We start from the raw sequence: 26,875 nt of genomic DNA, 5'->3' as shown, positions 1-26,875 counted from the left end.
GGGAGCGCAGCGACCGTTTGGCGAAGCCAAACACATCGAGAGGAGGTGCAGCGAAGCAAACCGTAGGCGATGCCCCCCGGATGAATCCCGGAGCGAAGGAACCCCGAGCCTTAGCGAGCGGGCCGAACGTAGGAGCAAGCGTTTTTGGTTACTTTTTAGGCGTTTGTAAAAAGTGACCCGCCGTAAGGGCGGAACCCTAAGTGGCCGTTACCGCAACAACGGATATGTACCCAACCACCCCAGATATACCGAACTAGACACCTCACCTAGAAAAACGATATTTCCGCGCCTCCCACCACCCAGCTAACCTCCCCCGCCACAATCACCTCCAACCCCCGGGGCAGACATGCAAAGACTCACCCTAAAACCACTACTGATAACCCTCGCCCTGGCAACTACCGCCCCCTTCGCCAACGCAGCAACGACCTTGGTCTACTGCTCCGAAGCCAGCCCCGCCGGCTTCGACCCCAGCCAGTACACTAGCGGCACCGACTTCGACGCCTCCGCCGAAACCGTCTTCAACCGCCTCACCCAGTTCAAACGCGGCGGCACCGAAGTCGAACCAGGTCTGGCGACCAACTGGGACGTAAGCCCGGACGGCCTCCAATACACCTTCCACCTGCGCCAAAACGTAAAATTCCACACCACCGACTACTTCACCCCGACCCGCACCTTCAACGCCGACGACGTCCTGTTCACCTTCCAACGCCTGCTCGACCCGGACAACGCCTTTCGCAAGGCCTACCCCGCCGAGTCCCCGTATTTCACAGACATGGATCTGAACACCACGATCAAATCCGTGGAAAAAATCGACGAAAACACCGTGCGGTTCAACCTGAACAACGTCGACGCCGCGTTCGTGCAAAACCTCGCCATGAGCTTCGCCTCGGTGCAATCGGCCGAATACGCCGCCCAACTGCTGAAGGAAGGCCACGCCGCCGACCTCAACCAGAAACCGGTCGGCACCGGCCCGTTTGTGTTCAAGCGTTATCAGAAGGACTCGCAGATCCGCTACGCGGCGAACAAGGACTACTGGAAACCCGAGGACGTGAAAATCGACAACCTGGTGTTCTCGATCACCCCGGACGCCGCCGTGCGCCTGCAAAAGCTCAAGACCGGCGAATGCCAGGTCAGCGGCTACCCGCGCCCGGCCGATATCGAAGTGATGGAAAAAGACCCGAACCTGCGCGTGTTGAAGCAGGCCGGTTTCAACCTCGGTTTCCTTGCCTACAACACCACTCACCCGCCGTTGGACCAATTAAAGGTGCGTCAGGCCCTGGACATGGCCATCGACAAACCGGCGATCATCAAGGCGGTTTACCAGAGTGCCGGGCAGCTCGCACAAAACGCCTTGCCGCCCGCGCAATGGTCCTATGACCCGAATATCAAGGACGCGCCGTACGATCCCGTGAAAGCAAAGGCGCTACTCAAGGAAGCCGGGGTTGCGCCGGGTACAACCATCAACCTCTGGGCGATGACAGTGCAGCGCGCGTCCAACCCGAATGCGCGGATGTCGGCACAGATGATCCAGCAGGATTGGGAGAAGATCGGCATCAAGGCCAACATCGTCAGCTATGAATGGGGCGAGTACATCAAGCGCGCCAAGAATGGCGAACACGACGCGATGATCTATGGTTGGACAGGTGACAACGGCGACCCGGACAACTGGCTGGGCGTGCTTTACAGCTGCGCGGCAGTGAAAGGCAGCAACTACGCCAAGTGGTGCGATCCGGCCTACGACAAACTGGTGCAGCAGGCCAAGGTGTCCACCGATAAATCGCAACGGGTAAAACTGTATCAACAGGCGCAACTGATCCTTAAACAGCAGGTGCCGATCACGCCGATCGCCAACTCCACGGTGTTCCAGCCGCTGCGCAAGGAAGTCACCGACTTCAAGATCAGCCCGTTCGGTCTAACCCCCTTCTATGGCGTGGGTATAAATAAGTAACACCGAGCCCCAAGGCGGCGCGCAAATCGTGACCAATGCACCGTTTTGGGGCTTCGTTTGCACCGTAAAAACCGACCGCAAACGGTCAAATGCGTCAGAAGTTATACAGATGCGACATTAAGGTACGTTCGTGCCACCGTTTGATGCCGCCGGGCGCTCTGGATCTTGCATTGGGTATGGGCCCTGCATAAGTATCCGCAGGCACGACTCACGAGGTCGTACCTCAATATTAAAAAATGACAACAAATCATGAGGCCAACATGCTTAAACACGCGGTCATTCCGTTTTTAGTCGGCGCAGGCTTGTTAGCCTCCGCACCTTTCGCTTCCGCTGCGACTAACCTGGTGTTCTGCTCCGAAGGCAGCCCGGCCGGTTTCGACCCAGGCCAATACACCACCGGAACCGACTTCGACGCCTCAGCCGAAACCATGTTCAACCGTCTGACCCAGTTCGAGCGTGGCGGCACCGCCGTGATTCCTGGGCTGGCGACCAGCTGGGACATTTCGACCGATGGCCTGACTTACACCTTCCACCTGCGTGAAGGCGTCAAGTTCCACACCACCTCGTATTTCAAGCCGACTCGTGAGTTCAACGCCGACGACGTACTGTTCACCTTCAATCGCATGATTAACAAGGATGACCCGTTCCGTAAGGCGTACCCGACCGAATTCCCGTACTTCACCGACATGGGGATGGATACCAACATCACCAAGATCGATAAAGTCGACGACCACACCGTCAAGTTCACTCTGAAAGAAGTCGACGCCGCGTTCATCCAGAACATGGCCATGAGCTTCGCGTCGGTTCAGTCCGCCGAGTACGCAGCCCAGCTGCTGAAAGAAGGCAAGGCTGCCGACATCAACCAGAAGCCGATCGGCACTGGTCCGTTCGTGTTCAAGAGCTACCAGAAAGATTCCAACATCCGTTACACCGGCAACAAGGACTACTGGAAGCCTGATGACGTGAAGATCGACAACCTGATCTTCGCCATCACCACCGACCCGTCGGTACGTATCCAGAAGCTGAAGAAGAACGAGTGCCAGGTCACCCTGTTCCCTCGTCCGGCTGACCTCAAGGCACTGAAAGAAGACCCGGCGCTGAAGATGCCTGACCAGGCTGGTTTCAACCTGGGCTACATCGCCTACAACGTGATGGACAAGGTCAAGGGCAGCAACGAAGCCAACCCGCTGGCCGACCTGCGCGTTCGCCAGGCGCTGGACATGGCCGTCAACAAGCCACAGATCATCGACTCGGTTTACCAGGGCGCGGGCCAACTGGCCGTCAACGCCATGCCACCGACCCAGTGGTCCTACGACACCACCATCAAGGACGCCAAGTACGATCCTGAGAAAGCCAAGCAGCTGCTCAAGGAAGCCGGCGTCAAGGAAGGTACCGAGATCGTCCTGTGGGCGATGCCGGTTCAGCGTCCGTACAACCCGAACGCCAAACTGATGGCCGAAATGCTCCAGTCCGACTGGAAGAAGATCGGTCTGAACGTGAAGATCACCAGCTACGAGTGGGGCGAGTACATCAAGCGCTCCAAAGGTGGCGAGAACCAGGCCATGATCATTGGCTGGAGCGGTGACAATGGTGATCCGGACAACTGGCTCAACGTGTTGTTTGGTTGCGACTCCCTGAGTGGCAACAACTTCTCCAAATGGTGCGACAAGAAATTCGACGGCCTCGTGAAAGAAGCCAAGCGCACCACTGACCAGGCCAAGCGCACCGAACTCTACAAAGAGGCGCAACACGTCCTCAAAGATGCAGTCCCTATGACACCTATCGCTCACTCGACGGTGTATCAACCCATGCGCGCCAACGTGCAGGACTTCAAGATCAGCCCATTCGGCTTGAACTCCTTCTACGGCGTCAGCGTCAAGTAAAAAACCGGCGGCGACGTTTTCAGCGTCGCCGCTGTTTTTTTCTGCCGAATAGTCAGGAATTTGCCTACATCCATTTCCACCTGGTCTTACCAGGTTGGTCTAGGACGTGTCGCCTTTTCCTACGAGTCTTTAGGACTCAGCGCATTTACTGCCAGACCTGCGGCCCCTACCGTCAGGTTCTGACCAGTGACTGCGTGGGCTATCGGTTTGCTGTGGGTTTGAGCTCAATGCCGCCACAACTTCCCTGGAAGGGATCGCGGCGCATTGAAAAACACTGAGAAAAGAGGGAGCGTCATGCGCCACACCTTGGTTTTTTCCGCATTGCTGGGCGCCGGTCTGCTGGCCGCCACGTCCGCGAGTTTTGCCGCCAGCGACAGTCTGGTGTTCTGCTCCGAAGGCAGCCCGGCCGGTTTCGATACCGCGCAGTACACGACCGCGACCGATAACGACGCCGCCGAACCGCTGTACAACCGCCTGGCCGAGTTCGAAAAGGGCGCGACCAATGTCGTACCGGGCCTGGCAACGAGCTGGGATATTTCCGAGGATGGCCTCAAGTACACCTTTCACCTGCGTGAAGGGGTGAAATTTCATACAACGGCGTACTTCAAACCTACCCGTGATTTCAACGCCGACGACGTGCTGTTCACGTTTAACCGCATGCTCGATCCGCAACAGCCATTCCGTAAGGCTTATCCGACCGAGTTCCCGTATTTCAACGGGATGAGCCTGAACAAGAACATCGCCAAGGTCGAGAAGACCGGGCCGCTGACCGTGCAGTTCACGCTCAACAGCGTCGACGCCGCGTTCATCCAGAACATCGCCATGAGCTTCGCCGCCATTCTGTCTGCCGAATACGCCGACAAACTGTTGGCCGAAGGCAAGCCGAGCGACATCAACCAGAAGCCGATCGGCACTGGCCCGTTCGTGTTCAAGAGCTATCAGAAAGACTCGAACATCCGCTACACCGGCAACCCGCATTACTGGGATCAGAGCCGGGTGAAGCTGAAGAACCTGATTTTCGCGATCAACACCGACGCTTCGGTCCGCGTGCAGAAGCTCAAGGCTGGCGAGTGCCAGGTCACTCTGCATCCGCGCCCGGCCGATGTGCCGGCACTGAAGAACGACCCGAAACTGCAACTGATCGAAAAGCCGGGCTTCAACCTTGGCTACATCGCCTACAACGTGCGCCACAAACCGTTCGACCAGCTCGAAGTGCGTCAGGCGCTGGACATGGCGGTGAATAAACAAGGGATTCTCAACGCTGTTTACCAGGGTGCCGGTCAACTGGCGGTCAACGCCATGCCGCCGACCCAATGGTCCTACGACACCACGATCAAGGACGCCGCCTATAACCCGGAAAAAGCCAAGGAGTTGCTCAAGGCTGCCGGCGTCAAGGAAGGCACCGAGATCACCCTGTGGGCCATGCCGGTGCAACGTCCATACAACCCGAACGCCAAACTGATGGCCGAAATGCTCCAGGCTGACTGGGCCAAAATCGGTCTGAAAGTGAAGATCGTCAGCTACGAATGGGGCGAGTACATCAAGCGCACCAAGAATGGCGAACACGACATCAGCCTGATCGGCTGGACCGGTGACAACGGGGACCCGGACAACTGGCTCGGCACGCTGTACAGCTGCGACGCCATTGGCGGCAACAACTATTCCATGTGGTGCGATCCGGCTTACGACAAGCTGATCAAAGAAGCCAAGGTCGTCACCGACCGCGACCAGCGCACCGTGCTTTACAAACAGGCCCAGCAGTTGCTCAAGCAGCAAGTGCCGATCACGCCTGTCGCCCACTCGACGGTCAACCAGCCGTTAAGCGCCAGGATCGAAGGATTCAAGGTCAGCCCCTTCGGTCGCAACGTGTTTTCGGGTGTCAGCATCGATTAAACAAAAAACCGACTAGCCGCAACGCTGAGGAGGCCGTCTACCTCCTCACGCAAGCGCTTTGCCGAAATTCGCCAATCAGGCCTTTTGCAAACGTTTGCGATGTGTGAATGAGTTCTAAAACCAAAAACCGGCCAACCCAAAAAAGCCGGCATAAAAAGAAAGTAAAGGAGCTTCACCCATGAAACTGAGCAGCACCGCGATACTGGCCCTGGCCATCAGCAGCATCACCGCCACGGCTTATGCCGAGGAACAGAGCCAGGCGTACACCCCGGTTACCGTCAACGAGCAGAGCGCCCAGGCTGAAGCCACCGGTTTCCTCGAAGGCTCCAAGATCAGCGGCACGACCCGTAACTGGTACGCCAACGAGCAACTGAAACGTGGCGGCAAGTTCACCTACCGCAAAGACGGTGTCGCGACCCCGACCGATCGTCGTATCAACTGGGTGCAGGGCACCATCGTCAACTACACCTCCGGCTTCACTCAGGGCACCGTCGGTGTCAGCACTGAAGTGGCCGCGTACAACGCCGTTGCCCTGGAGCGCGATCGCAAGGATCTGGCCTCCAACAATGGTGGCGCACCGGGTTCGCGTCCAGGCGCAGGCAACAACCGTACGCTGACCAAAGAAGGCGGCGACGCTGAAGGTCAGTGGAGCAAACTGGGCCTGGCCAACGTCAAGTTCCGCGTTTCCAACACCACGCTGACCGCCGGTCGCCAGAACTTCAGCACGCCAATCGTCGACACCATCGGCAACCGTGCGCTGCCTTCGAGCTTTGAAGGTGTCAGCCTGCACAGCGAAGAGCTGAACAACCTGTCGTTCGACGCCGGCAGCTTCGACCGCGTATCGCCGCGTACCGAAGAGAGCCTGTCGAAATTCCGTTCCGAGTACACCAACAACAGCGCCGAGACCGATCGCGTGAGCATCGTCGGCCTGAACTACCAGCCGCTGAAAAGCCTGAAGACCAGCCTGTACGCTTCCAAGGTTGAAGACTTCTGGAACCAGTACTACTTCGGCGCCACCCACGAACTGGGTGACAGCAACGTCGTAAGCCTGACCACCGGCCTGAACTACTACAAAACTGTCGATACCGGCAAAAAAGAGATGGGCAACATCGACAACGACACCTACTCCCTGTCGTTCGGTCTGACCCACCAGGCCCACAGCCTGACCTTCTCGTACCAGGAAATTAACGGTAACGAGTACTTCGACTACCTGCACGAAACCAACGGCATCTACCTGGCCAACTCCCTGCTGTCCGACTTCAACGGCCCGAACGAGAAATCCTTCCAGGTCGCCTACGGTCTGAACATGGCCGAATACGGCGTGCCAGGCCTGAAGTTCAACATCTACCAGGCTCGCGGCTGGGGCATCGACGGTACTCACTACACCGGCACTGCATATGACGTGAAAAACATGGACGGCGAGCACCACTACGAATACGGCATCGGTGCAACCTACGCCGTACAGAGCGGCCCACTCAAGGCCACCACCATCCGTGGCACCTACACCGCTCACCGCGCCAGCGAAAACCAGGCTGACGGCAGCATCAACGAGTTCCGTCTCGTGACCACCGTACCATTCAACATCCTGTAAAAACGCACGCCGACGGCTGACTCAGTGACGAGTCGGCCGTTCGGCTTTTTGTCTTCAACCGATTGCAGAGGGTTCTTGATGAAAATGCTTCCCCTACGTGCGGCCATCGCTGCCGCGTTGCTGAGTGTCGCTGTCGGCGTCTCGGCCAAACCCTTGGTGGTCTGCACCGAAGCCAGCCCGGAAGGCTTCGATATGGTCCAGTACACGACTGCAGTCACTGCCGACGCGGTGGCCGAAACCATCTTCAACCGTCTGGCCGACTTCAAGCCAGGCACCACTGAAGTGATCCCGGCGCTTGCCGAGTCCTGGGACATCAGCGACGACGGCCTGACCTACACGTTCCACCTGCGCAAAGGCGTCAAGTTCCACACCACCGAATACTTCAAGCCGACTCGCGACATGAACGCCGACGACGTGGTCTGGAGCTTCCAGCGTCAGCTGGACCCGAATCACCCGTGGCACAAGCTGTCGAGCGTGGGCTTCCCGTACTTTGAAAGCATGGGCTTCAAGGAACTGCTGAAGAGCGTCGAGAAAGTCGACGACAACACGGTCAAGTTCACCCTGACCCGCCGCGAAGCGCCGTTCCTGGCCGACATCGCCATGGCGTTCTCCTCGATCTACCCGGCCGAATACGCCGACCAGTTGCTCAAGGCCAACAAGACCGGCGACCTGAACAACAAGCCGGTCGGCACTGGCCCGTTCGTCTTCCAGCGCTACAACAAGGACGCCCAGGTTCGCTTCAAGGCCAACCCGGACTATTTCCGTGGCAAGCCGCCGGCTGATGCCCTGATTCTGGCCATCGCCACCGACAACAACGTTCGCCTGCAGAAACTCAAGGCCAACGAGTGCCAGGTCGCGCTGTATCCGAAGCCGGACGACATCCCGAGCATCAAGAAAGACGACAAGCTGAAAGTCGATGAAATGGACGCGATGACCGTCTCCTACATCGCCATGAACACCCAGCACAAATACATCAGCGACGTGCGGGTGCGTAAAGCGATCGACATCGCCTTCGACAAGGCCGCCTACGTCAACGCACTGTTCGGCAAGGGCAACGCGTCGGTCGCGGTCAACCCGTACCCGCCGACCCTGCTGGGCTACAACCACGACCTGAAGAACCCGCCACGTGACCTCGACAAGGCCCGCGCCCTGCTCAAGGAAGCCGGTGTACCGGAAGGCACCACGTTCACCCTGTTCACCCGCAACGGCGGCGGCCCGACCAACCCGAACCCGATGCTGGGCGCGCAAATGATGCAGGCTGACCTGGCGAAAGTCGGGATCAAGATCGACATCCGCGTGATGGAATGGGGCGAAATGCTCAAACGCGCCAAGGCCGGCGAACACGATATGGTTTCGGCCGGATGGGCGGGCGACAACGGCGACCCGGATAACTTCCTGACGCCTATGCTCAGTTGCGAAGCCGCCAAGAACGGCGAAAACTACGCTCGCTGGTGCAACGAGAAATTCCAGACCCTGCTCGACGAAGCACGGGCTAAAGTAGATCCGGCCGAACGCGCCAAACTGTACGAAGAAGCCCAGGCCATCTTCAATCAGGACCAGCCGTGGATCAGCATGGCCCACACCCGGATGTTCACTGCAATGCGCAACAACGTTGAGGGTTATCACATCAGCCCTCTGACAACCAATAACTTCGCCACCACCCAGGTGAAGTAGATAAGAAACTCCCGGCCTCCCTGACCCCAGGGTCGCCGGGCACGCCTAACCGGCCGATGAGGTACCACACAAGATGTTAAGTTTTATTGCCCGCCGACTGGGGTTGTTGATCCCCACGTTTTTCGGCATCACCTTGCTGACTTTCGCGTTGATTCGCATGATCCCCGGCGATCCCGTGGAAGTGATGATGGGCGAACGTCGGGTCGATCCCGAAATGCACGCTCAGGCAATGGAACGCCTCGGTCTGAACAAGCCGCTGTATGCCCAATACCTGGATTACATCGGCAAGCTTGCCCACGGCGACCTCGGCGAATCCCTGCGTACCCGTGAAAGCGTCTGGACCGAGTTCACGCAACTGTTCCCGGCCACCTTTGAACTGTCGATGGCTGCCCTGCTGTTCGCCGGTGTCTTCGGGCTGCTGGCCGGCGTCATTGCCGCCCTCAAGCGAGGGTCCCTGTTCGATCATGGAGTAATGGGCATATCCCTCACGGGATACTCGATGCCCATCTTCTGGTGGGGCCTGATTCTCATCATGTTTTTCTCGGTCAGCCTGGGCTGGACGCCGGTTTCCGGGCAGAACGACCTGTTGATCGACGTTGAGCGCAAAACGCACTTCATGCTGATCGATACCTGGCTCAGCGATGAACCGGGCGCCCTGCTCGACTACCTGCATCACCTGATCCTGCCCGCCATTGTGCTGGGCACCATTCCGCTGGCGGTGATCGCCCGGATGACCCGTTCCTCGATGCTCGAAGTGCTGCGCGAAGACTACATCCGTACCGCCCGTGCCAAAGGCCTGTCGCCAGCACGCGTGGTGTTCGTCCACGGCCTGCGCAACGCGTTGATCCCGGTGCTGACCGTGGTCGGCCTGCAAGTCGGCACCCTGCTGGCCGGCGCCGTCCTGACCGAAACCATCTTCTCCTGGCCCGGCATCGGCAAATGGCTGATCGAAGCCATTGGCGCCCGGGACTATCCGGTCGTGCAAAACGGCATCTTGCTGATTGCCTGCATTGTGATTCTGGTCAACTTCGTGGTGGACATCCTCTACGGCTTTGCCAACCCACGCATTCGTCACCAGCGCTGAGGTCAATACCCATGAGCACTCCAACATCCTCAGTAGCCACCGCCACCTCGAACGTGGATCAAAGCCTGCTGTATCCGTCGCCGTACAAGGAGTTCTGGCAAGCATTCGCCAAGAACAAGGGCGCCGTCGCCGGTCTGGCGTTCTTCACCCTGATCGTGTTCTGCGCGATCTTTGCCCCCTGGGTCGCGCCGCACAATCCGAGCGAGCAATACCGTGACTTCCTGCTCACCCCGCCGGTGTGGCTGGAAGGCGGGCAATGGCAGTTCATCCTCGGCACCGACGAACTGGGACGCGACTTGCTGTCCCGCCTGATCCAGGGTTCGCGCCTGTCGTTGCTGATCGGTCTGTCCTCGGTGGTGATGTCGCTGATCCCGGGTATCTTCATGGGCCTGCTGGCCGGTTTCTTCCCGAAGATCCTCGGTCCGACCATCATGCGTCTGATGGACATCATGCTGGCCCTGCCGTCGCTGCTGCTGGCCGTGGCGATCGTCGCCATCCTCGGCCCTGGCCTGATCAACACCGTGATCGCCATCGCCGTGGTTTCGCTGCCGTCCTACGTGCGCCTGACCCGTGCTGCGGTGATGGGCGAACTGAACCGCGACTACGTGACCGCCGCACGCCTGGCCGGTGCCAGCCTGCCACGCCTGATGTTCATCACCGTGCTGCCGAACTGCATGGCACCGCTGATCGTTCAGGCAACCCTGAGCTTCTCCTCGGCGATCCTCGACGCCGCCGCCCTGGGCTTCCTCGGCCTCGGCGTACAGCCGCCAACCCCTGAGTGGGGCACCATGCTGGCTTCGGCCCGCGACTACATCGAACGCGCCTGGTGGGTCGTGAGTCTGCCTGGTTTGACCATTTTGCTCAGCGTGCTGGCAATCAACTTGATGGGCGACGGCCTGCGCGATGCGCTGGACCCGAAACTCAAGAACGCCGCCTGAGGAGATTCCCATGTCACTGTTAGAAATCAAGAATCTCAACGTACGCTTCGGCGACAAGAACGCCACACCGGTGGTCGACGGCCTCGACCTCAAAGTGGACAAGGGCGAAGTCCTGGCCATCGTGGGCGAATCGGGTTCCGGCAAGTCCGTGACCATGATGGCGCTGATGGGCCTGATCGAGCACCCGGGGATCGTGACTGCCGACTCCCTGAGTTTCGACGGCAAAGACATGCTCAAGCTGAGCAATCGCCAGCGTCGGCAGATCGTCGGCAAAGACCTGTCCATGGTGTTCCAGGACCCGATGACCGCGCTCAACCCGAGCTACACCGTCGGTTTCCAGATCGAAGAAGTGCTGCGCCTGCACCTGAAAATGTCCGGCAAGCAAGCGCGTAAACGTGCGATCGAACTGCTGGAAAAAGTGGAAATCCCGGGCGCCGCGAGCCGCATGGACGCCTATCCGCACCAACTGTCCGGCGGCATGAGCCAGCGTGTGGCAATTGCCATGGCGATTGCCGGCGAGCCGAAACTGCTGATCGCGGACGAACCGACCACCGCACTCGACGTGACGATTCAGGCGCAGATCATGGACCTGCTGCTGGCGTTGCAGAAAGAGCAGAACATGGGCCTGGTGCTGATCACCCACGACCTCGCCGTCGTGGCTGAAACCGCCCAGCGCGTGTGCGTGATGTACGCCGGTCAAGCCGTTGAAGTCGGTCAGGTGCCGCAACTGTTCGACATCCCGGCCCACCCGTACAGCGAAGCGCTGCTCAAGGCGATTCCGGAACACAGCCAGGGTGCCGAGCGTCTGGCCACCCTGCCGGGCATCGTTCCCGGCCGTTACGACCGTCCGCAAGGCTGCCTGCTGTCGCCGCGCTGCCCGTACGTGCAGGACAGCTGCCGCGCGCAGCGTCCGACCCTTGACCCGAAAAGCCACAGCCTCGCCCGCTGCTTCTACCCGTTGAACCAGGAGGTGGCGTAATGGCCGTCGTACTTACCGCCCGCGACCTGACCCGTCACTACGAAGTCTCCCGTGGCCTGTTCAAGGGCCACGCGACCGTACGCGCCCTCAACGGTGTGTCGTTCGAACTGGAAGCCGGCAAGACCCTCGCCGTTGTGGGCGAATCGGGCTGCGGCAAATCCACCCTGGCCCGTGCCCTGACCCTGATCGAGGAGCCGTCGTCCGGTTCCCTGAAAATCGCCGGCCAGGAAGTGGCCGGGGCCGACAAGGCCCAGCGCAAGCAACTGCGCAAAGACGTGCAGATGGTGTTCCAGAGCCCGTACGCCTCGTTGAACCCACGGCAGAAGATCGGTGATCAACTGGCCGAGCCGCTGCTGATCAACACCAACCTGTCGGCCGCCGAACGTCGCGAGAAAGTCCAGGCGATGATGAAGCAGGTCGGCTTGCGTCCCGAGCACTATCAGCGCTATCCGCACATGTTCTCCGGCGGTCAGCGTCAGCGTATCGCGCTGGCCCGAGCGATGATGCTGCAACCGAAAGTGCTGGTGGCGGACGAACCGACTTCGGCGCTGGACGTATCGATCCAGGCGCAGGTGCTGAACCTGTTCATGGACATGCAGCAGGAGTTCAACACCGGTTACGTGTTCATTTCGCACAACCTGGCGGTGGTGCAGCACGTGGCCGATGACGTGATGGTGATGTACCTCGGCCGCCCGGTGGAAATCGGTCCGAAGGATGACATCTACGCCCGTCCTCTGCATCCGTACACCCAGGCGCTGCTATCGGCGACTCCGACCATCCATCCGGATCCGGACAAGCCGAAAATCAAAATCGTCGGCGAGTTGCCAAACCCGCTGAACCCGCCACCGGGTTGCGCGTTCCACAAGCGCTGCCCGTACGCGACCGAACGTTGCAGCGCAGAAGAGCCGGCCCTGCGCCAGCTCGACACCCGTCAGGTAGCGTGCCACTACGCCGAGCAGTTCCTCGACGGCGCGGCATAAAAACCCGCCCTGTTGCCGGGGCGGGTCGTTCAAGCGTTGACCAAACCTCTTCTTCTTCGATTGCGCATCAGTCGGGGAAGAAGGGGTTTTCTTTTGTCTGCAATCTACGTCTGGCTGTCGCCATCATCCGGATCATCGGTATCCGGCTCGTCGGTGGTCGAGTCGTCATCGTCCTTGCTGCCGCCCTGATCCTGATCACCCGGTTCGGACTCGGACTTGGCGAGCATGATCACCGCTGCGTGGCCATGGGTAGCGTTAAAACCTTGCGGTGGGCCGCCAGTACTCGCCCATGCCGCCGTGGTGCCGAGCGTCAGCATCACCAAAACCTTAAGCAACAACACTATGCGTTGAAAAATGCTCATGAGCGTTTCCATCCTTTCGTGATTGAAGCCAGAGTGCCGATCCGGCGCTGAATAAAATCTAGTTCCGATCAGCCGGGTTCACCAGATAGGACGCTAACCAATGCCCATAATTGCCGCGGGTGGACAGACCGCTTTCGAATAACCTCCATAACCGGATCAGCTAAGCGAGGCGGCCTTGCGGGTTTGCAAGGGCTGCTTGCCCGTCACCCGCAAACGGGTCGCCAGATACACCAACGGGACGGACATCAGCGCCAGCGCCGCACTGGCCACCCAGACGCTGTGACCACCGAACTGCCCGTAAAGCTGACCGCTCAGCACCGGTGACAGCAGCGCGCTCGCACTCCAGGCCATGAAAAACAGACCAAAGTACTGACCGCTTTTTCCGCGTTGCGCATGCTGCATGACCAGCACATTCAGCGGCGGCATGAACAGCGCTTCACCGAGGGTCCAGACCACCGTCGACAGGCAGGCATAAAACAAACCGGAACCCAGCGGCAACATGCCGAGCCCGACCGCCATCAGTATGCAGCCGGCAATCAATGGCCGACACGAGCCCCAGCGTTCGCCCCAATGCGAGATTGGAACCTGCAACGCCACGACAAGGACTGCGTTGATCGCGAACTGCCAGCCGATGGCTTCGGTGCTCAAGCGATAGTAATCGCGCAGGTAGTTGCCGAGCGTGCTGTAGACCGTGTCGAACGCCATGCCGAGCAGGACGGTCGCCGCCAGCAGCCAGAGGAATGGCTTGTCGCGATACGGCAGGCCGGAGCCGGTCTGCGCCTCAGGTGTTTCTTGCGGGACAAGAATCGGTCGTCGCCAGGTCGTGCGGACAAACCAGAGCAACGCCACCAGCGTCAGCGCCGCACTGATGAAGAACACCCAGCGAAAATCCGTCTGCGCCAGCACACCGCCCGCGATACCGGCGGCGGCCATCCCGAGGTTTCGCGCGATACGGCTCAAGGCCTGCGCCCGTGGGCGCTGCGCAACCTCGCAATACTCCATGATCAATCGTTGATGCAGCGTACGGATCGCGCCGTCGATCGTACCGCTGAGCAACAGCAGCCCGGCCAGCAACGGCACCTGCGTGACCAGCCCGAGCCCGAGCAGCACCCACGCTGAAACGAAGAACAGCGCCGCCGTCAGCCGAGCGGTGCGGACATGGTCACTGAGCAAGCCGCCCAACATCGAACCGATCAACAGCCCGCCGCCGTACGCCGCCAACAGCCAGCCAACGGTCTCGATGGCGAAGCCCAGTTCCTGACGCAGATACAGCGCCATGAACAGCTTGACCATGCTGCTCAGGCGATTGATGAACAACAGCGCTGCCAGCACCCAGGCCATGGTGCTGAAGTAACCGTCGAGTCGCAGCAGATGAATCAACCGACCGGTCATTACCTTGATCCCTCCTTGATCATTCTTCGCCGCAGGTTCGCACCCGGATCAAATGGACCCGCCCATACTCAATCAACAGGCAAAAAAAAGCCCACTGTTTTATCAGTGGGCTTTCGGGTGTCGCCAATCAGCGCTTAGTGATGCTCACGCGTCGCACGGAATTTCACGTCCGGCCAGCGCTCTTCCATCAGGGCCAGGTTGACGCGGGTCGGAGCGAGGTAGGTCAGGTGACCGCCGCCGTCCAGTGCCAGGTTTTCCACAGCCTTGTTGGAGAATTCCTCCAGCTTCTTCTTGTCGCCGCATTCGATCCAGCGCGCGGAGTACACGGTGATCGGCTCGTAGGAGCACTCGACCTTGTATTCCTCTTTCAGGCGGCTGGCGACCACATCGAACTGCAGCACACCGACGGCGCCGAGGATGATGTCGTTGCTGCGTTCCGGGAAGAACACCTGGGTCGCGCCTTCTTCGGCCAGCTGTTGCAGGCCCTGGCGCAGTTGCTTGGATTTCAGCGGATCGCGCAGGCGTACGCGGCGGAACAGTTCCGGGGCGAAGTGCGGGATACCGGTGAAGCCCAGGCTTTCGCCTTCGCTGAAGGTGTCGCCAATCTGGATCGTGCCGTGGTTGTGCAGACCGATGATGTCGCCGGCGTACGCCTCTTCCAGTTGCTCACGCTCGGAGGAGAAGAACGTCAGGGCGTCGCCGATGCGCACGTCCTTGCCGGTGCGCACGTGGCGCATCTTCATGCCTTTCTCGTACTTGCCGGAGCAGATACGCATGAAGGCGATGCGGTCGCGGTGTTTCGGGTCCATGTTCGCCTGGATCTTGAAGATGAAGCCCGAGAACTTCTCTTCCACCGGCTCCACGGTGCGCTCGTTGGCCACACGGGCCAGCGGACGCGGTGCCCAGTCGACCACGGCGTCGAGAACATGGTCGACACCGAAGTTGCCCAGCGCCGTACCGAAGAACACCGGGGTCAGCTGACCGTCGAGGAACTCCTGCTGGTTGAACTCGTGGCAGGCGCCCTGCACCAGTTCCAGCTGTTCGAGGAAACGATCGTACTCGTCGCCCAGGTGTGCGCGGGCTTCGTCGGAGTCAAGCTTCTCGATGATCTTGGTTTCGGTGCGTTCGTGACCGTGACCGGCGGTGTAGACAATGATGTAGTCGTCGGCGAGGTGGTACACGCCCTTGAAGTCGCGGTAGCAACCGATCGGCCAGGTGATCGGCGCAGCCTTGATCTTCAGGACGGCTTCGATCTCGTCGAGCAGTTCGATCGGGTCGCGGATATCACGGTCGAGTTTGTTGATGAAGCTGACGATCGGCGTATCACGCAGACGGCAGACGTCCATCAGCGCGATGGTACGTGGCTCTACACCTTTACCGCCGTCGAGGACCATCAAGGCCGAGTCCACTGCCGTCAGGGTGCGGTAGGTATCTTCGGAGAAGTCTTCGTGGCCCGGGGTGTCGAGCAGGTTGATCATGTGTTCGCGATACGGGAACTGCATGACCGACGTGGTAATCGAGATACCCCGCTGCTTTTCCATCTCCATCCAGTCGGATGTCGCGTGGCGGTCGGATTTACGGGATTTCACCGTACCGGCCACCGCAATCGCCTTGCCCATCAGCAAGAGCTTTTCGGTGATGGTGGTTTTACCGGCATCGGGGTGGGAAATAATGGCGAAAGTGCGGCGTTTCGCGACTTCGGCGGCCTGGTTGGTCATGGGAAATCGCCTGGCGGTGATTCAAAAAAGGGCCGCGATTATAGCCCAAGTCAACGCAATAACCGAACCGTTGAGCACATTAAGGGTGGCCAAATGCTGCCGTGGATGGGAACCTTTTAAAGCACGGAGACGTCCATCCCCTGTTACGACTTTTCGTCAGGGGCTGAAAAATCAGCAAGTTAGCCTGACGAGGCTGCGCTCATGGCTCGCTTTCAGACCGCTGTTGCCGGTGCTGGGGGAGCTGCTTCTCGCGAACGTTATTTTCCCGGCAGCCAGGCATGGCATGCCACTCGGGACGGCGTTCGCCGACTATAAAAAAGGAGTCCGCCTGTGGCTATCCGCTATGGCAAAGGGCTGATGGGAGGTGCGGTGGTGATCGCGCTCCTGGCCCTGCTGGTCCACTGGATCGGCATCAACACGATCGAACACTACCGCGACGATTTGTTGTTTTACCTGCAAGCTCATCTGATTCTCGTCCTCGCTTCAATGCTGGCCGCCCTTGTCGTGGGCATCCCCGCCGGTATCTTCCTGAGCCGCCCGACCATGGTCGGCCGCGCCGAACGCTTCATGCAGATCTTCAACATCGGCAACACCGTGCCACCGTTGGCCGTGCTCGCGATTGCCCTGGGGGTTCTCGGTATTGGCAGTGGCCCGGCAATCTTCGCCCTGTTCCTCGCCTCGCTTTTGCCGATTGTGCGCAACACCTACGAAGGCCTGAAAAACGTCCAGGGCTCGCTGAAAGAAGCCGCAACCGGCATCGGCATGACCCCGCAGCAGGTGCTGTGGCAGGTCGAATTGCCCAACGCCGTGCCGATCATCGTCGGCGGTGTGCGCGTGGCGCTGGCGATCAACGTCGGTACTGCGCCGCTGGCCTTCCTGATCGGCGCCAACAGCCTCGGCAGCCTGATTTTCCCCGGCATCGCCCTGAACAATCAGCCGCAACTGCTGCTCGGCGCCGCGTGCACCGCGCTGCTGGCCCTGCTGCTCGATGGCGTGGTCACCCTCGCCAGCCGTCTCTGGCTGGAACGCGGTTTGCGCCCGTCTTAAGGCTTCGGCAAAGGAATATTCATGAAACGACTTAGCTTGATTCTAGGCTGCGCCCTGCTGTTCGCAGGATTTGCCCAGGCGGCGGAAAAGCCGCTCATTCGCCTCGGTGCCCGAGTGTTTACCGAACAAACCCTGCTCGCGGAAATCACCGCCCAATACCTGCGCAGCAAAGGCTACGACGCGCAGATCACCGGTGGTCTGGGCAGTAACCTGGCCCGCAGCGCCCACGAAAGCGGGCAACTGGACATGCTCTGGGAATACACCGGCGTGTCGCTGGTGGCCTACAACCATGTCACCGAAAAACTCGACAGCGAACAGTCTTACGCCCGGGTCAAAGAACTCGACGCGAAAAAAGGCCTGGTCTGGCTGACCCCGTCGAAATTCAGCAACACCTACGCCCTCGCCCTGCCGAAAAAAGTGGCCGAGGAATACCCGCAGATCAGCAATATCAGTCAGCTGAACGATGTGCTGCGCAGCGAAGCCAAGCGCAATCATCTGGTGGCGCTGGACACCGAGTTCGCCAACCGCTCGGACGGTCTGGACGGCATGGTCAAGCTGTACGACATGAACCTGACCCGCCAGAACATCCGGCAGATGGACGCGGGGCTGGTCTACACCGCACTGCGCAACGGGCAAGTGTTTGCCGGTCTGGTCTACACCACTGACGGTCGCCTCAACGCGTTCGGGCTGAAGCTGCTGGAAGACGACAAGCATTATTTCCCGGACTACACCGCCGCCCCGGTGGTGCGTCAGGCCTACCTCGACGCCCACCCGCAACTGGTGGAACAACTCAAGCCGCTGGCCGAATTGTTCGACGACGAAACCATGCGTCAGCTCAATGCGCGGGTCGATGTCGATCACGAGAGCCCGTCGAAAGTCGCCGCCGATTTCCTGCGCCAGCACCCATTGAACTAAAGGAGGAAAAGTCATGGAATTCCTGAACGCCTTTTCCCACCTCGACTGGCAGCAGGTGATGCACCTGACCTGGCAACACATCACGCTGGTCGGCATCGCCGTCAGCCTGGCGATTCTCATCGGCGTGCCGCTGGGCATCCTGATGACGCGTTTCCCGAGCCTCGCCGGCCCGTTACAGGCCAGCGCCACGGTATTGCTGACCGTGCCGTCGATTGCGTTGTTCGGCCTGCTGCTGCCGTTCTACTCCAAATTCGGCCAGGGCCTCGGACCGATGCCGGCGATCACCGCCGTGTTCCTTTATTCACTGCTGCCGATCATGCGCAACACCTACCTCGCCCTGACCGGTGTCGAGCCGGGCATCCGCGAAGCTGCACGCGGCATCGGCATGACCTTCGGCCAGCGCCTGCGCATGGTCGAGTTGCCGATTGCAGTGCCGGTGATCCTCGCCGGCGTGCGCACCGCCGTGGTGATGAACATCGGCGTGATGACCATCGCCGCGACCATCGGCGCCGGCGGCCTCGGCGTGCTGATCCTCGCCTCCATCAGCCGCAGTGACATGTCGATGCTGATCGTCGGCGCACTGCTGGTCAGTCTTCTGGCGATCTTCGCCGACCTGTTTTTGCAGTGGCTGCAACGCTCTTTGACTCCAAAAGGATTACTCAAATGATCGAACTTCAAAACCTCAGCAAGACCTTCCAAAGCAACGGCAAAGATGTGAAAGCCGTGGACTCGGTGAGCCTGACCGTCAATGAAGGCGAAATCTGCGTATTCCTCGGGCCATCGGGCTGTGGCAAAAGCACCACGCTGAAAATGATCAACCGCCTGATCAAGCCGACCTCCGGCAAGATCCTGATCAACGGCGAAGACACCACCGACCTCGACGAAGTGACCCTGCGTCGCAACATCGGCTACGTGATCCAGCAGATCGGTCTGTTCCCGAACATGACCATCGAAGAGAACATCGTGGTGGTGCCGAAACTGCTCGGCTGGGACAAACAGAAATGCCACGACCGCGCCCGCGAACTGATGAGCATGATCAAGCTTGAGCCCAAGCAGTATCTACATCGTTATCCACGCGAATTGTCCGGCGGTCAGCAGCAACGAATTGGCGTGATCCGCGCACTGGCGGCGGATGCGCCGCTGTTGCTGATGGACGAGCCGTTCGGTGCGGTGGACCCGATCAACCGCGAGATGATCCAGAACGAGTTCTTCGAAATGCAGCGCGCGCTGAACAAGACCGTGATCATGGTCAGCCACGACATCGATGAAGCGATCAAGCTCGGCGACAAGATCGCAATCTTCCGCGCCGGCAAGCTGTTGCAGATCGACCACCCAGACACACTGCTCGCTCATCCGGCCGACGACTTTGTCAGCAACTTCGTCGGCCAGGACAGCACGCTCAAACGCCTGCTGCTGGTGAAGGCCGAAGATGCGGCAGACAACGCGCCGTCGGTCAGCCCGGAAACCCCGGTGGCCGATGCGCTGGAATTGATGGACGAACATGACCGTCGCTATGTGGTGGTCACCTGTGCCGAGAACAAGGCACTGGGGTATGTACGACGTCGAGACCTGCACCGTCAGACCGGCACCTGCGCGCAGTTCCTGCGGGAGTTCAACGCCACCGCGGCGTACGACGAGCATTTGCGCATCCTTCTGTCGCGGATGTACGAGTTCAATCGGGCATGGTTGCCGGTGATGGATGCCGAGCGAGTGTTCCTCGGCGAGGTGACCCAGGAGTCGATTGCGGCTTACCTGAGTTCGGGCCGATCACGCGGGATGAAGACCAATATCGTCTCGCCAGCCGAGGCGGTGGCCTGATCAAAAACAAAAGGGCTGTTCAACAGCCCTTTTTTTCGACCACCGGATCCTCAAAGCCAGGATTTTTTTGCCGGCGATGAGCCGGCAAGAAATATCAACACATCAGAGGGCCAAACCCGGCCGATTTTATCAGTCTCAACCAGCAACTTCCCCCTCACCTGCCCTTCTCGCCGCCAACGTCGCCGATGTTGAAGTGATCGTACTTATCCGTGACTTGGCGCGCATCGGCATCGAACGTGCAGGTATTTTTAACACCTGAAAATTATTGCGGAACATCTGACCGTCATCTCGGTCGGCTACAAAGAGTGATATCCGCGACGCACGTCAGAAGCGTGCAAAAACGCGACATTTTTAGTTGATCTCAGGCCCCTCACGCCCTAAAGTTCGCGCCGAACGTCCATGCTGGAAACGATCCATCCGGCTCAAGTACTGACGACGAGACAGCAAGGCCAAGGGAAAGAAAGCTACATTTCCCATGGCCTTTTTGCTTTCGGCGACATGCCTTGGGAAGTAGGCGAACCAAAGTGGGGATACGGAGGGCGTTCATTTGCACCCATTGTTTTTACGAGTTTGCCCATAGGAGCTCCCAGCATGTCGATCCAGGTCGAAGACTATTTCGCGCGCGCCACTTTTGACAAAATGAAGGCGTTCGCCGACAAACAGGAAACCCCGTTCGTGGTGATCGACACCGCGATGATCGCCCAGGCCTACGATGACCTGCGTGCCGGTTTCGAATTTGCCAAGGTCTACTACGCGGTCAAGGCCAACCCGGCCGTCGAGATCATCGACCTGCTCAAAGAGAAGGGCTCGAGCTTCGACATCGCCTCGATCTATGAGCTGGACAAAGTGCTGGGCCGTGGTGTCAGCGCCGATCGCATCAGCTACGGCAACACCATCAAGAAATCCAAGGACATCCGCTACTTCTACGAGAAGGGCGTGCGTCTGTTCTCCACCGACTCCGAAGCCGACCTGCGCAACATCGCCAAGGCTGCGCCGGGCTCGAAAATCTACGTGCGCATCCTGACCGAAGGCTCGACCACGGCTGACTGGCCACTGTCGCGCAAATTCGGCTGCCAGACCGACATGGCCATGGACCTGCTGATCCTCGCCCGTGACCTGGGCCTGGTGCCTTACGGCATCTCGTTCCACGTCGGTTCGCAACAGCGTGACATCAGCGTCTGGGACGCCGCGATCGCCAAGGTCAAAGTGATCTTCGAGCGCCTGAAAGAAGAAGACGGCATCCACCTGAAGCTGATCAACATGGGCGGTGGCTTCCCGGCCAACTACATCACCCGCACCAACAGCCTGGAAACCTACGCCGAAGAGATCATCCGCTTCCTGAAGGAAGACTTCGGTGATGACCTGCCGGAAATCATTCTGGAGCCGGGCCGTTCGCTGATCGCCAACGCCGGTATCCTGGTCAGCGAAGTGGTACTGGTTGCACGTAAGTCCCGTACCGCCGTCGAGCGCTGGGTTTATACCGATGTGGGCAAGTTCTCCGGCTTGATCGAAACCATGGACGAAGCGATCAAGTTCCCGATCTGGACCGAGAAAAAAGGCGAGATGGAAGAAGTGGTCATCGCCGGCCCGACCTGCGACAGCGCCGACATCATGTACGAAAACTACAAGTACGGCCTGCCGCTGAACCTGGCGATCGGTGATCGTCTGTACTGGCTGTCGACCGGTGCGTACACCACCAGTTACAGCGCCGTAGAGTTCAATGGCTTCCCGCCGCTGAAATCGTTCTACGTGTAAGCGACGCTTCAACTGAAAAGGCCCATGCATGCATGGGCCTTTTTTATTTGCGCAGCCAAGTCTCAAGGTGATTGATCATCGCCATGAACTCTTCAGCGCCCTCCTTCAAGGCGGCGAGCTGGAAATTCAACTCCCCGAGTTTCGATACACGTTCAGCTCTCAACAACTCATAGAACACAGTATCGATGCGCAAGCCGGTCTCTTCGAGAAACATGCTGAGTTGCAAACTCACGGAAGCCAGTCCGTTAAACAACGCGGCGATATCGGTTTTGTACTCTGCGGCTTTTACGAGCGGATCAGCTGACGACCAAGCGAAGTCCCAGACTGGTGCTGTACGCGCTTCGCGAAACAACTCCTCGACCACTGTTGGTTGGGTATGACACTGGCACGAGCGATGATCCATCGCCCTGATGAACACCGACTTAAGCCCGAACGACTCGTCATGCACCTCAGCGATGGTGTATTTCAGTTGGCGTATCGCCGCCCTCAGCGAGGAAAACCGAAGTGCCAGTTCGTGAACAAGGTCCGGCACATCGGTGGGGGGAAACAACTTCCAGGTTGGCGACCTGGATAAACTGTACAACTTGAAATCCACCTGACTGAGGGGCTCGTTCCTTGAGGTGTTTTTGATGATTTCCTGAGTTTCAACGGTGAACAGGGCGAGATCCGCAACATAAGTGCTGCACAGGCGTCGAGCGTCTTCAGTACGCTCCCAGAACTCCTGCAAGTAGCGCGCATTGAACCTGGCGTTGTTCAAACGCGAATCGTTGGCCAGTACCGCCATTTGATGACCGATGGCTCTGCGGCGCTCGAACACCAAAGGAATGTTATTGAAGGTTGGGTTCAGAGAGCCCAGGAAATTCGTGTATCGATCCAGTACGCGTCGTTGTGCTGCGGAAAACTCATAGGCAAGTGTATTCATGACTGATCGGGAAGCGGTGGGCTGAACGCCCACCGCCTCGACTCCTTACTGCTGAACCGTTTTCAGATACTGCCGGACGTCGGCAATACGGGCGATGGCAGAAGCCGTTCGCTGCTCGACAGGCTGCGACTTGTCCTGTTTGAAGTCTCGGGCGAAGGACTCGAATACGGCCACCAGATTCGAGAATTCATTCACGTAACTCCAGCGCTCCTCGTCCAGTTGGTCGAGGACTTGCACCAGGTGAATCTTTCCATCGATCTGCGCAATATCGTTGATGTGTTTCTTCAACTGCGCCTTCAGATCAGCCGCTTTTTCCTTGAGTTGGTTGTAAGCCGCCAGCATGTTCAGATAAGAGATCGCCTCACCAATACCCGAGATCATTTTTTTCAAGGTATCAATGGCGAACAACGCGACTTGAACCTGCGGTGGCGCCAGCCCCAGTGCTTTCAGGTTATCCAGCGTCAGCTGGGCTTCCTTACCGATTTTCTCCACCCCGGCGTTCGCAATCAGCTCGAGCGCTTCAGACACCGATTTCATCTGCTTTTCGAAATCGGCGACTTTTTCTTCCGACTTGACCTTCAGGGCTTCCGTGAAGGCCCGGTCCTGCTGCAGCGTCACGATCCATTGCGCCGAAGCCGATCGGTCATAGGCGGTACTCAAGCTGCTGTGCGTCATCTTCAAGTCACCTGTGTGCTCGGAGATTTTCATCGATACATTCTTGAGTTCGCTTTCCATTTCCTCGCGGATTTCATCCGCGTCTTCCGGATATTCGAGAAGTTCGGCCTGAGATATTTCCAGCTTGTTCTGCGCACGCTCCAGATTGATCCCCGTAGTCTGGGCCTGATTACGAAGTTCGAATGTGGCTTTCTGGATAGCCACCGTCAGCCCATTCATTGTGCGGACGGTACCCGGCAGATAATTGAATTGCTCACCCAGCATTTGTGCAGTGACATTGCTTGTTTGAACAGCTGCAGCGCAGGAACGCAAAGCAACGATGTCAAAATCCGAAACGGCTGGATGATTATTTGGCGACAACATAGTTGTTTTACTCCCGAATACTGTAAAGCTGTTTCCATATTCTTTATCTGCCGCAGCGAAGACGTCCAACAGCTGATCGGAACTCACCTTGATCTGCTCCCACGGATCAATAATGCCGAGAATCTGATTTTTGAATTTCCTCAGGGAAGTGGCTTCCTCAAGCAGATCAACTTCTTTGACAGATGCAGTGATATAAGTACTCAGTGCATTCCAGACCAGCATCAGGTTTTGCGTGGCGACTTCAGCTTCAATCGCTACATAACTCAGGTTCTGTAAATCATCGCGCACTTTGTTCAGGGAACTCAGCGTCTGGTTTTTGCTGGCCATTACCTGGTTGGAAGCCTGTTGCTCTGCCTTCAACCTGTTTCGCTCCTTGCGGATTTTTTCAGCCTTGACGCCCTGATAGATGCCGAGAATCAAACCACCGATATTCAGTGTCGCTGCTGACCTGATCGCTTCCTGAACCAACTGATCATATTGTTTGTTCAGCTCATCGATTTCTTTCGAGCGCTGGTCGATTTCGTCCTGCAGGGCCTGGATGTCTGCCTGATAGGTATTGCGCGACACGAACTCCAGTCGCAGCCTGATCTCCGGCAGCACGATCTCGCGCATGTCAGCGCCAAAACTGTCGAGCTCTGATCTGACATACTCGGCCTTCGCGTGGCATTGCATGACTTTGGCCAGCATGTCATTGAGGTAGACCTTGATTTCTGGCACATCACCGGACGGCAAACCCAGGTCTGGAAGACCCGGAATCGTGCGTTTCAACTCCAGATACTCTTCCGGCGTATTGATATCGTATTCCTCCAGATACCTGGAGGCTTTCAGGTCTTCGTAGATCTCTACGATTCCTTCACCCGTACGAATAATGCTGCCGGCAAAAATCTTGAGATCGGTCCCTGTCAGCATGATTTTTTCACGCAACGGTGACCAGCGCTTGGCATGGTCGTAGGTGTAGGTGAATGTCCGCAAAAAATCCGTGGCCTTGAGACCAACGCCCCCTGCATCCCCGGCGCCATAGTTTAGATAGGCAACGACATCCGCCAGCCGAACGGGAAGCGACAACCCCAGCACTTCATACTTGCGCAGGCTGACAATCTGTTCTTTGGTTAATTGAATACCGGTTTCCCGATTGTATTCTTCACTCTCGCCGAGCGAAGCACTTACAAACACCCGAGGCGCCTTTGCGGCGACCTCGGCAATCTTGCTGTCCATCTTGAACTCCATAAGAGACTCCTTGTCTTCTTCGGATACTTAATAAAAGTCGTTTTAGATATACGACATCACCGAGCGACTCATTCCAACTTGAGCGTCGACATCGCAAAACAACCTTAGGACAGCAAGACAATAATCAACAAGCACTTAAATATTAGCAATCAAGACAAACAAACCACTCACCCGCGCAAGCACCGAACAACAATCCGATCAACTTGATTAAATCAATCAACCGCAAAATAAATAACTACAAAGCAACTAGTTCTGCCAGCCGCAACTTATAAGCGTCGGACATTGCGCGTATTTGCGAGTACTGAGCATTCATCAAAGACTCACTGGCGACTCGCAGGAAATTCACATTGCCCGCGTCCAGCGCCTTGCGCAGCCAGCCGAGTGCGTCATCGATGCGCCCCTCGTCGGCAAGCATTGCCGCATGACTGAACTGCCCACGAAAGTCGCCACCCTCGGCCGCACGCCGATACCAGTCGCGCGCCGTTGGCAGGTCTTGCGGACAGTGGCGTCCCTCTTCCAGATACCGGCCCAGCAGGTTCATCGACTTGGCATGCCCCGACTCGGCAGCACGGCGGTACAGGACGAGGGCCAGCGCCTGGTCTTCGGGTATTCCACGTCCGGTGGCGTGCAGGTTTGCCAGGTTGTACATCGCCCAATCCAGCCCCGCGTCGGCGGCTGTTTGGTAATGGCGCGCAGCGCGCTCGGCGTCGGCCACACAACCCCACCCGTGTTCATGACAGCGACCGAGCATGTTGCGCGCCATCAAATGACCTTGCCCTGCGGCGATTTCAAACCAGCGCAATGCCAGCGGTTGATCCTGAGCAATCCCATGACCATCGAGCAGAATCTGCCCGAGCAGCGCCTGCGCTTCGAGCACGCCCTCGCCCGCCGCCAACAGAATGGCCTGAGCCGCGCGAGCCGGGCTTTCTTCGAGCATGGCGGTGAGGCGTTCACCGTCGAGGACTTCTTCGCGACGTAACCGAAAGTCCGCCACTCAGACCTCGACCCAACGGCGCAACAGGTTGTGATAGGTGCCGGTGAGGCGGATCAGCGAAGGGTGATCGGGCATGTCTTGCGTGAGTTGCTGGATCGCACCGTCCATCTCGAACAGCAAGGCGCGCTGGCTGTCCTCGCGCACCAGGCTTTGGGTCCAGAAGAACGAGGCATACCGAGCGCCACGAGTCACCGCGTTGACTTTATGCAGGCTGGTGCCGGGGTAAAGCACCATGTCGCCGGCGGGCAGTTTCACGCGCTGGGTGCCGAAGGTGTCCTGGATTTCCAGCTCACCGCCGTCGTAGTCCTCGGGTTCGCTGAAAAACAGCGTGGCCGACAGATCGGTGCGTACCCGCTCGATGCTGCCCTTGGGCTGGCGCACGGCGTTGTCGATGTGGAAATCGAAACTGCCACCCGCCGTGTAGCAGTTGAGTAACGGCGGAAATACCTTGTGCGGCAGCGCGGCGGACATGAACAGCGGATTTTTCCACAGGCGCTCAAGCATCGCGGCGCCGATTTCCTTGGCCAGCGGATGGCCTTCGGGCAGTTGCAGATTGTGCTTGGCCTTGGCCGATTGATAGCCGGCGGTGATCTTGCCATCGGCCCAGTCGGCCTGCTCCAGAGCCTCGCGGATGCGCCGCACTTCGTCTTTCTCGAACAGAGCGGGGATGTGCAGCAGCATGTCGAAGTCACCTGATGGCAAAGAGGCGGCAATGGT

At 58.6% G+C, this 26,875-nt stretch carries 21 protein-coding genes; 14 read left to right on the top strand and 7 right to left on the bottom strand.

What is annotated here, in order from left to right:
- Positions 1 to 346 precede the first annotated feature (346 nt).
- The 9 genes from AC1RME_RS28085 to AC1RME_RS28045 all read left to right on the top strand — a co-directional run bounded on the left by AC1RME_RS28085 (position 347) and on the right by AC1RME_RS28045 (position 12,970).
- Entirely contained in the window at positions 347 to 1,948 is a 1,602-nt protein-coding gene (locus AC1RME_RS28085) for an ABC transporter substrate-binding protein (RefSeq protein ID WP_096818905.1), read from the top strand.
- Positions 1,949 to 2,208: 260 nt separating this feature from the next.
- Positions 2,209 to 3,831: an ABC transporter substrate-binding protein gene (locus tag AC1RME_RS28080; protein WP_096818903.1), complete on the top strand. Its 1,623-nt coding sequence runs from the start codon at positions 2,209 to 2,211 to the stop codon at positions 3,829 to 3,831.
- Positions 3,832 to 4,125: 294 nt separating this feature from the next.
- Positions 4,126 to 5,724, top strand: coding sequence for an ABC transporter substrate-binding protein (locus tag AC1RME_RS28075; RefSeq protein ID WP_096818901.1), 1,599 nt, complete (start codon positions 4,126 to 4,128; stop codon positions 5,722 to 5,724).
- Between the two features lie 178 nt (positions 5,725 to 5,902).
- Entirely contained in the window at positions 5,903 to 7,315 is a 1,413-nt protein-coding gene (locus AC1RME_RS28070) for an OprD family porin (protein WP_096818899.1), read from the top strand.
- Between the two features lie 78 nt (positions 7,316 to 7,393).
- Positions 7,394 to 8,989, top strand: a complete 1,596-nt coding sequence (locus AC1RME_RS28065) for an ABC transporter substrate-binding protein (RefSeq protein WP_096818898.1) — start codon at positions 7,394 to 7,396, stop codon at positions 8,987 to 8,989.
- 73 nt (positions 8,990 to 9,062) lie between these two features.
- The gene (locus AC1RME_RS28060; protein ID WP_096818896.1) at positions 9,063 to 10,073 is read left to right on the top strand and encodes an ABC transporter permease subunit; all 1,011 of its coding nucleotides are present in this window, start codon (positions 9,063 to 9,065) and stop codon (positions 10,071 to 10,073) included.
- 11 nt (positions 10,074 to 10,084) lie between these two features.
- Entirely contained in the window at positions 10,085 to 11,011 is a 927-nt protein-coding gene (locus AC1RME_RS28055; RefSeq protein WP_096818895.1) for an ABC transporter permease subunit, read from the top strand.
- A gap of 10 nt (positions 11,012 to 11,021) precedes the next feature.
- A complete protein-coding gene (locus AC1RME_RS28050) occupies positions 11,022 to 11,990 on the top strand; it encodes an ABC transporter ATP-binding protein (RefSeq protein WP_096818893.1) in 969 nt (322 codons plus the stop codon).
- Positions 11,990 to 12,970, top strand: coding sequence for a peptide ABC transporter ATP-binding protein (locus tag AC1RME_RS28045; RefSeq protein ID WP_096818892.1), 981 nt, complete (start codon positions 11,990 to 11,992; stop codon positions 12,968 to 12,970). The genes AC1RME_RS28050 and AC1RME_RS28045 overlap by 1 nt, the downstream gene beginning before the upstream one ends.
- 104 nt (positions 12,971 to 13,074) lie before the next feature.
- Here the strand turns inward: AC1RME_RS28045 and AC1RME_RS28040 are convergent, their stop codons facing one another.
- The 3 genes from AC1RME_RS28040 to AC1RME_RS28030 form a co-directional block, all read right to left on the bottom strand.
- Positions 13,075 to 13,332, bottom strand: coding sequence for a hypothetical protein (locus AC1RME_RS28040; RefSeq protein WP_096818890.1), 258 nt, complete (start codon positions 13,330 to 13,332; stop codon positions 13,075 to 13,077).
- 156 nt (positions 13,333 to 13,488) lie between these two features.
- Positions 13,489 to 14,724, bottom strand: coding sequence for an MFS transporter (locus AC1RME_RS28035; RefSeq protein ID WP_096818888.1), 1,236 nt, complete (start codon positions 14,722 to 14,724; stop codon positions 13,489 to 13,491).
- Between the two features lie 134 nt (positions 14,725 to 14,858).
- Entirely contained in the window at positions 14,859 to 16,442 is a 1,584-nt protein-coding gene (locus AC1RME_RS28030) for a peptide chain release factor 3 (RefSeq protein ID WP_096818886.1), read from the bottom strand.
- A 357-nt stretch (positions 16,443 to 16,799) separates the two neighbouring features.
- Here AC1RME_RS28030 and AC1RME_RS28025 point away from each other — a divergent pair, with 357 nt between their 5' ends.
- From AC1RME_RS28025 to AC1RME_RS28005, 5 genes are all read left to right on the top strand, one after another.
- Positions 16,800 to 17,489, top strand: a complete 690-nt coding sequence (locus AC1RME_RS28025) for an ABC transporter permease (RefSeq protein ID WP_176504822.1) — start codon at positions 16,800 to 16,802, stop codon at positions 17,487 to 17,489.
- 21 nt (positions 17,490 to 17,510) lie between these two features.
- Positions 17,511 to 18,404: a glycine betaine ABC transporter substrate-binding protein gene (locus AC1RME_RS28020; RefSeq protein ID WP_096818883.1), complete on the top strand. Its 894-nt coding sequence runs from the start codon at positions 17,511 to 17,513 to the stop codon at positions 18,402 to 18,404.
- Positions 18,405 to 18,417: 13 nt separating this feature from the next.
- Positions 18,418 to 19,071, top strand: a complete 654-nt coding sequence (locus AC1RME_RS28015; protein ID WP_085729571.1) for an ABC transporter permease — start codon at positions 18,418 to 18,420, stop codon at positions 19,069 to 19,071.
- Complete coding sequence (locus AC1RME_RS28010) at positions 19,068 to 20,222, top strand: osmoprotectant ABC transporter ATP-binding protein OsmV (RefSeq protein WP_085685646.1); 1,155 nt, start codon at positions 19,068 to 19,070, stop codon at positions 20,220 to 20,222. Before AC1RME_RS28015 ends, AC1RME_RS28010 begins: the two co-directional genes overlap by 4 nt.
- A gap of 591 nt (positions 20,223 to 20,813) precedes the next feature.
- Complete coding sequence (locus AC1RME_RS28005) at positions 20,814 to 21,977, top strand: type III PLP-dependent enzyme (RefSeq protein ID WP_096818882.1); 1,164 nt, start codon at positions 20,814 to 20,816, stop codon at positions 21,975 to 21,977.
- Between the two features lie 43 nt (positions 21,978 to 22,020).
- Here AC1RME_RS28005 and AC1RME_RS28000 read toward each other — a convergent pair whose 3' ends face one another.
- From AC1RME_RS28000 to AC1RME_RS27985, 4 genes are all read right to left on the bottom strand, one after another.
- On the bottom strand, positions 22,021 to 22,899 hold the full coding sequence (locus AC1RME_RS28000; protein ID WP_255261900.1) for a hypothetical protein: 879 nt from the start codon (positions 22,897 to 22,899) through the stop codon (positions 22,021 to 22,023).
- Positions 22,900 to 22,944: 45 nt separating this feature from the next.
- On the bottom strand, positions 22,945 to 25,164 hold the full coding sequence (locus AC1RME_RS27995) for an alpha-xenorhabdolysin family binary toxin subunit A (RefSeq protein ID WP_096818878.1): 2,220 nt from the start codon (positions 25,162 to 25,164) through the stop codon (positions 22,945 to 22,947).
- A 235-nt stretch (positions 25,165 to 25,399) separates the two neighbouring features.
- Entirely contained in the window at positions 25,400 to 26,158 is a 759-nt protein-coding gene (locus tag AC1RME_RS27990; protein WP_096818876.1) for a tetratricopeptide repeat protein, read from the bottom strand.
- Positions 26,159 to 26,839 (bottom strand): Fe2+-dependent dioxygenase, encoded by a 681-nt coding sequence (locus tag AC1RME_RS27985; protein WP_085698411.1) that lies wholly within the window; start codon positions 26,837 to 26,839, stop codon positions 26,159 to 26,161.
- Between the last annotated feature and the right edge of the window lie 36 nt (positions 26,840 to 26,875).

It is taken from the genome of Pseudomonas sp. GW822-FHT03F08, assembly GCF_058801265.1.
The sequence above is the reverse complement of the archived record's forward strand: the minus strand, read 5'-3'. Positions and strand labels throughout refer to the sequence as shown.